The organism is Mesorhizobium sp. ESP-6-4, assembly GCF_020164735.1.
Classification (GTDB): domain Bacteria; phylum Pseudomonadota; class Alphaproteobacteria; order Rhizobiales; family Rhizobiaceae; genus Mesorhizobium.
Genome location: NZ_JAIUGS010000012.1, coordinates 133,384 through 139,934 on the forward strand (window position 1 = coordinate 133,384; position 6,551 = coordinate 139,934).

6 protein-coding genes are annotated in these 6,551 nt (G+C 62.5%); all 6 read left to right on the forward strand.

The window, feature by feature from the left end; translation table 11 throughout:
* Positions 1-163 precede the first annotated feature (163 nt).
* Entirely contained in the window at positions 164-1,387 is a 1,224-nt protein-coding gene (locus tag LB523_RS20850; protein ID WP_140845712.1) for an ROK family transcriptional regulator, read from the forward strand.
* 1 nt (position 1,388) lies between these two features.
* Positions 1,389-1,835 (forward strand): RbsD/FucU family protein, encoded by a 447-nt coding sequence (locus LB523_RS20855; protein WP_095766828.1) that lies wholly within the window; start codon positions 1,389-1,391, stop codon positions 1,833-1,835.
* On the forward strand, positions 1,832-2,755 hold the full coding sequence (locus LB523_RS20860; protein ID WP_095766827.1) for a carbohydrate kinase family protein: 924 nt from the start codon (positions 1,832-1,834) through the stop codon (positions 2,753-2,755). Before LB523_RS20855 ends, LB523_RS20860 begins: the two co-directional genes overlap by 4 nt.
* A 252-nt stretch (positions 2,756-3,007) precedes the next feature.
* Positions 3,008-4,150, forward strand: coding sequence for a DegT/DnrJ/EryC1/StrS family aminotransferase (locus LB523_RS20865; protein WP_224530024.1), 1,143 nt, complete (start codon positions 3,008-3,010; stop codon positions 4,148-4,150).
* A 465-nt stretch (positions 4,151-4,615) separates the two neighbouring features.
* The gene (locus LB523_RS20870; RefSeq protein ID WP_224545716.1) at positions 4,616-5,710 is read left to right on the forward strand and encodes a glycosyltransferase family 4 protein; all 1,095 of its coding nucleotides are present in this window, start codon (positions 4,616-4,618) and stop codon (positions 5,708-5,710) included.
* A 209-nt stretch (positions 5,711-5,919) separates the two neighbouring features.
* The coding region (locus tag LB523_RS20875; RefSeq protein ID WP_318011987.1) for a glycogen debranching N-terminal domain-containing protein at positions 5,920-6,551 on the forward strand (632 nt) is incomplete at its 3' end.

Sequence of the window (6,551 nt, forward strand, 5' to 3'; positions counted from 1 at the left end):
AAACGCATCCAACCATTTCTCCCAGCGTGGACGCCAGATCAAAAGACACCAGTCCGCAACGGCTGTCAATAATTAAATCACTCTTATTTATTATTGACAGCCTTGCGCTGTTCACCCATTCTGAACGAAAAGCATCGAGGGGAAACAGACGGGAGGAAACAGGGTGGAGACCGGCATTGCGAGGCACGGTTCGCCCGAGGCTTTGGAGAGCCGGCTGCACCGCGGCACCAACCAGAGCGGCATGCGCGACCATAATGAACGGCTCGTGCTGTCCCTGGTGCGCCAGCATGGCAGCCTGGCCAAATCCGACATTGCGCGCATGACCGGGCTGTCGGCCCAGACGGTGTCGGTGATCATGCGCGAGCTCGAGGAAGACAAGCTGCTTGTGCGCCAGGCGCCGCTGCGCGGCAAGATCGGCCAGCCTTCGATTCCGATGGCGCTCAATCCGGAAGGCGCTTTTTTCATCGGCCTCAAGATCGGCAGGCGCTCGGCCGAGCTCGTGCTGATCGACTTCCTCGGCAATGTGCGCGCCATGCTGCAGCATTCCTACCGCTATCCCGCACCGCGCGAGACCGTCGAATTCGTCACTGCCGGCATCAAGACGATGCGCGGCGAACTGACGCCGGCGCAGGACAAGCGCATTGCCGGGCTCGGCATCGCCATGCCGTTCGAGCTATGGAACTGGGCAGACACGGCCGGCGCGCCGCGCGAGATCATGGACGAATGGCGCCATCGCGACATCCGCGCCGACATCCAGGGGCAGTGCGAGTTCCCGGTTTATCTGCAGAACGACGCGACTTCGGCTTGCGGCGCGGAGCTCGTCTTCGGACGAGCGGGCGCAGCGCGCGATTTCGTCTATTTCTACATCGGCGCCTTCGCCGGCGGCGGCATCGTGCTCAATGGCCGCCTCTACAGCGGGCCGAACGGCAACGCCGGCGCGCTGGGCTCGATGCCGGTGCCCGGGCCGGACGGCAAGCCGACGCAGCTCATCGACGTCGCCTCGATCGCGATGCTCGAAAAGGCGCTCTCGGCCAAGGGCATCGACGGCTCCTATCTGTGGACCTCGCCGCAGGAATGGGGCGAGATCGGCGCCGATCTCGACGAGTGGATCGCCAGCGCATCGCGGGCGCTGGCCTATGCCATTGTCGCTGCCTCGTCGGTCATCGATTTCGAAGCGGCGGTTATCGACGGCTGGATGCCGCTCGATGTGCGGCGCCGGCTGGTCGATGCCGTTACGGAAGCGATCGCCCGTGTCGATGCCGAAGGACTGAAACTGCCTGTCGTGCGCGAGGGAACGGTCGGCATTCACGCACGCGCCATGGGCGGCGCCAGCCTGCCGCTCTCCGAGCGCTTCCTGATCGGGCCTCACACGTCCGGAGGCGCCTGACATGCTGATCGGCATCCCGTCGCTGCTCGGGCCCCAGTTCCTGGCGACGCTCAGGGCAATGGGCCATGGCGACGAGATCGCGATCGTCGATGGCAATTATCCGGCCGAGGAACAGGCACGGCGGCTGATTCGCGCCGACGGCCACCACGTCATAGCCGTCCTCGACGCCGTGCTTAGTGTGCTGCCGGTGGACGAGGCTGTGCCGGAGGCATTGTTTCGTGCCTCGGTGAAGGGCGACCCGGCGCTGGCCGACGCCGTGCATCATGAGATGGAATCGGTTTGCGCCAGGCGTGCGCCGGGCCACAAGGTGGTTGCTCTGGCCGGGCCCGACTTCTATGCACGCGTCAAGGCGGCGCACGCCATCGTTGCGACCAGCGAACCCAGGCTCTTTGCCAACATCATCATTCGCAAGGGCGTGATCCATCCGCCGGAGACCAAGACGACATGATCCTTTGCTGTGGCGAAGCCCTGATCGACATGCTGCCGCGCACCACGACGCAAGGCGAAGCGGCCTTCGCGCCCTATGTCGGCGGCGCGGTGTTCAACTCGGCGATCGCGCTCGGCCGGCTCGGCGCTCCGGCCGGCTTCTTCTCCGGCCTCTCCTCCGACCTGTTCGGCGGCCAGTTCCGCGAGGCGCTCGGCGCAAGCAAGGTGAGCTCCACCTATGCGCACACCTCGCCGCGTCCGACGACACTCGCCTTCGTGCGGCTCACCAACGGCCAGGCGACCTACACCTTTTATGACGAGAACACCGCCGGGCGCATGCTGACCATCGAGGACCTGCCGAAGCTCGGGCCCGAGATCGAGGCGATGCTGTTCGGCGCCATCAGCCTGATCTCCGAGCCGGCGGGATCCGCCTATGAGGAATTCATGCGGCGCGAGCACCGGAGTCGGGTGATGATGCTCGACCCCAACATCCGGCCGAATTTCATCCCCGACAAGGCGAAGCATCTGAGGCGTATCCGCGAGATGATGGCGATGGCCGACATCGTTAAACTGTCCGACGAGGATCTCAAATGGTTCGACGAGGCCGGCTCGCATGAGGACGTGGTGCGCAACTGGCTGGAGCGCGGGCCGAAGCTGATCGTCGTCACCCATGGCAGCGAAGGCGCCGTCGGCTACAGCAAGGCGCACAAGGTCACCGTCATGCCGCAGAAAGTGAAGGTCATCGACACGGTCGGCGCAGGCGACACCTTCAACGCCGGCATTCTGGCCTCCCTGCACGAGCAGGGCCTGCTCACCAAAGCGGCGATCGGCGACCTGCCGGAAGATGCGATCCGGCAGGCGCTGGAGCTCGGCGCCAAGGCGGCGGCGGTGACGGTTTCGCGGGCCGGCGCCAACCCGCCCTGGCGGCACGAAATCGCCTGATCCAGCGTGGGAGCGGACGCGAATCCGCCCTTCGCGGCCGATCACTTTATGTTTCCCACCGGCGGAACTACGCGATAAGAGGGCCGGAAAACGCCTCTCAAAGCTCGGATTTCCGGCTTTTTCAGGCATTGCGCCGGCAAAATCGGCAACAGGCTGCGACACCTAAGCAATTTGCGCGGCCGCCACCGGCTTTCTCAGCCGGTTCAAGTCTGTTACCAGCGGGCCGGTTTTACAGGCAGTTTCGAGGGCGACATGCAGTTCATCGATCTTGGCGCGCAGCGCGAACGTATCCGCGACCGGCTGAAGGCCGCGATTGACCACGTCGTCGAGGACGGCCGTTATATCCTCGGGCCGCAGGTCACGGAATTCGAGAACAAGCTTGCCGCCTATATCGGCGTCAAGCATGTGATCGCCTGCGCCAACGGCACCGACGCGCTGCTCCTGCCGCTGTTTGCCGCCGGCATCGGCCCGGGCGATGCCGTGTTCGTGCCGAGCTTCACCTTCGCAGCCACCGCCGAGGTGGTGGCGCTCGCCAAGGCCGAGCCGGTCTTCGTCGACGTCGACCGCGACACCTATAACATCGACATCGCCAGCCTCGAGGCGGCGATCGAGATGATCAAGAAGGAAGGTAGGCTGAAGCCGAAGGCGATCATCCCGGTCGATCTGTTCGGGCTCTCCGCTAATTACGAGGCGATCATGGCGATCGCCAAGCGCGAGAACCTGTTGGTGATCGAGGACGCTGCGCAGTCGATGGGCGGTTCCGCCGACGGCACCATGTGCGGCGCCTTCGGCCATGTCGGCTCGACCAGCTTTTATCCGGCGAAGCCGCTTGGCTGCTACGGCGATGGCGGCGCGATGTTCACCAACGATGCTGCGCTGGCCGACAAGCTCCGTTCCTTCGCCTTCCACGGCAAGGGCGAGACGCAATATGACAATGTCCGCGTCGGCATCAATTCGCGCCTTGACACGCTGCAGGCGGCGATCCTGATCGAAAAGCTCGCCATCCTCGAGGACGAGATGGTGGCCAGGCAGGTGGTCGCGGACCGCTATGCCAAGGGCCTTGGCGACATCGTCAAGGCCTCACGCAATCTCGGCCACGGCCGCTCCGCCTGGGCGCAGTACGCCATCGAGACGCCGAAGCGCGACGGGCTCAAGGCCCATCTCGGCGAAAAGGGCATCCCGTCGGTGATCTATTATGTGAAGCCGCTGCACGAGCAGGTCGCCTACAAGCACTATCCGCGGACACCGACCGGCCTTGCGGTCTCGGAGCAATTGCCGAAGCAGATCCTCTGCCTGCCGATGCATGCCTATTTGAGCGAAGCCGACCAGGACCGGATTATCGAGACGATCAGGAATTACATCGGCTCGAACTCGGCGCATGTAGCGGCGGCCTGATCTCCCTCAGTGTCGCTCAAGGCGACAGAGGGTCGCCATCGCATAGGACTCACAGCCGCGGTTTCTTCACGCTCAGATGGGGTACCGGTGCATATCTCGGGATGCGAATGTGGCGCTATCAGAATCGGGGATGCTCGCGGATCAAGCGGGCGGATGTTCCTCATTGATTAGCAAGGCCAAGCCTGAATGCGGCCGCACTGCATCAGCCGCAGCGTACATGCTCTGCGGTCTTTCTTTGTCAGCCTGACCGGCGCCTCGATCGCCGCCATGTTCGCCAACGGGCTTGCCCGTCCGGCAGTTTACATTCCGCCCTTTCCCTTTTGCATACGATGCCACGGCGAAGTGATTGATGCCGGGAACAAATTAGCAGTCCGAAAGTTCGCGAGAACGGCGAACCGGGAGAAGGAGTGACCGCTGCCGTCCCCGGTTCTTGAAGGCCGACTTTCGTTCCAGGATGCCCTGCACATGAAGATTGCCCAGATCGCACCCCTGACTGAGTCCGTGCCACCCAAGTTCTATGGCGGGACCGAGCGCATCGTTTCCTATTTAACGGAAGAGTTGGTTCGAAGGGGCCATGACGTGACCTTGTTCGCCAGCGGCGATTCACGTACTTCGGCCGAACTGGTGGCATGTTGCGACGTTGCGCTACGCCTGAATCAGAAAGCACAGAATCCCATTCCTTACCACGTCATGATGCTTGAAGAGGTTCGCAGACGGGCGAATGAATTCGACGTGCTGCATTTCCACGTCGACGTTCTCCATTTCCCGATAATTCGAGAGTTCGCGCAGCGAACCGTTACCACGCTTCATGGCCGGCTCGACCTTCCGGACCTGGCGCAGCTTTACGCGATGTTCAACGACATTCCACTGGTCTCGATCTCGGATGACCAGCGCCGGCCCATGCCGCCGGTCAACTGGCTTGGAACGGTCTATCACGGCCTGCCGAACGACATCCTCCCATTCCGGCCGAAAGCCTCTGGATACCTCGCGTTCCTCGGTCGCATCTCACCCGAAAAAGGCCCGGAAGCCGCGATAGAAATCGCCGCGCGCGTCGGGATGCCGCTCAAGATCGCGGCCAAAATCGACGCAGTGGACCAATCATTCTGGAGCGGTAAGGTCGAACCCCAGGTGCTTCGACATTCGAATGTCGAGTTCATTGGCGAGATTGATGAGCGTGCGAAGGCGGAATTTTTGGGCAATGCGACGGCGCTGCTGTTCCCGATCGATTGGCCGGAGCCGTTCGGCCTCGTGACCATCGAGGCGATGGCCTGCGGCACCCCGGTGGTTGCCTTCAACCGCGGAGCCGTTCCGGAGGTCATCGATCATGGCGTGTCCGGACTGATAGTGGAAAGCATTGACGAAGCCGTCGAAGCTGTGCGGCGGATAGGCAGTCTCGATCGCGCACGAGTGCGGAAAACTTTTGAAACGCGATTCACGGTCGGGCGCATGTGCAGCGACTATTTGGGGATCTACAGCTTGCTGGCGTGCGGCGAGCAATTTCCACTCGGCCCGCGAAACGGTTTCGCCGCAAACGCAGCTGAGATAGCCAGCACTGCTTAAGACAAGTTGTCGGCTAGGCTGCCGGGTTCCCGCCGCGTTCGATCAGGTCGAGCAGCGGAAGCTTCGCCGAACATCCGCCAAGATTTCAATGACGCTCTCCGAGATCATGGGCATCGCAGCATTGATGCGAGATACTGTCGATAGGAGATGGTCGGGCGCAGGCATATGCGATGAGCGCCAGCATCGGCCGTCTGAACAGGAGGGTTGAGATGAGCATCGAAGTCGAAGAACGCAAGCTTAATCCAGCGGTCGCTCTCCCCGCACTCGATGAATCGGCCCCGCGCGAGCCGCATAGGCAATTTGCGCTGAAGCATGAGGACTGCTTCGTCGTCGCGGACAGCTATGGCGATATACGCGGCAGCGGCGACGGGCTTTTCCGCGATGATACGCGAGTGCTGTCGCGTTTCCGGCTGTTCATAGGCGGCCGCATGCCGTCGCTGCTCGGAGCGTCGCTGTCGCAGGACAACATCCTATTCACCGCCAATCTCACAAATTTGGCTACCATCGGGCCCGACGGCAGTGAAACGCTGCCTGGGGTCGTGCACATCGAGCGGACCAGATTCATCTGGCACGACCGCATGTACGAGCGAGTCACTTTCACGAATTACTCCGCGCGTGAGGTGTTGCTGCCGGTCCGGTTCGACTTCGATGCCGATTTCCGCGACATGTTCGAGGTGCGCGGCACTACGCGCAGCCGGCGCGGTCGCGCACATGACGCCTTGGTCGGCGAGTCAGGCGTGACATTTTGCTACGAGGGCCTCGATAATGTGGCGCGCCAATCCGTCATCGCGTTTTCGATGAGGCCCGACCAGATCCATCCCCATCATGCAGAGTTTCTCAT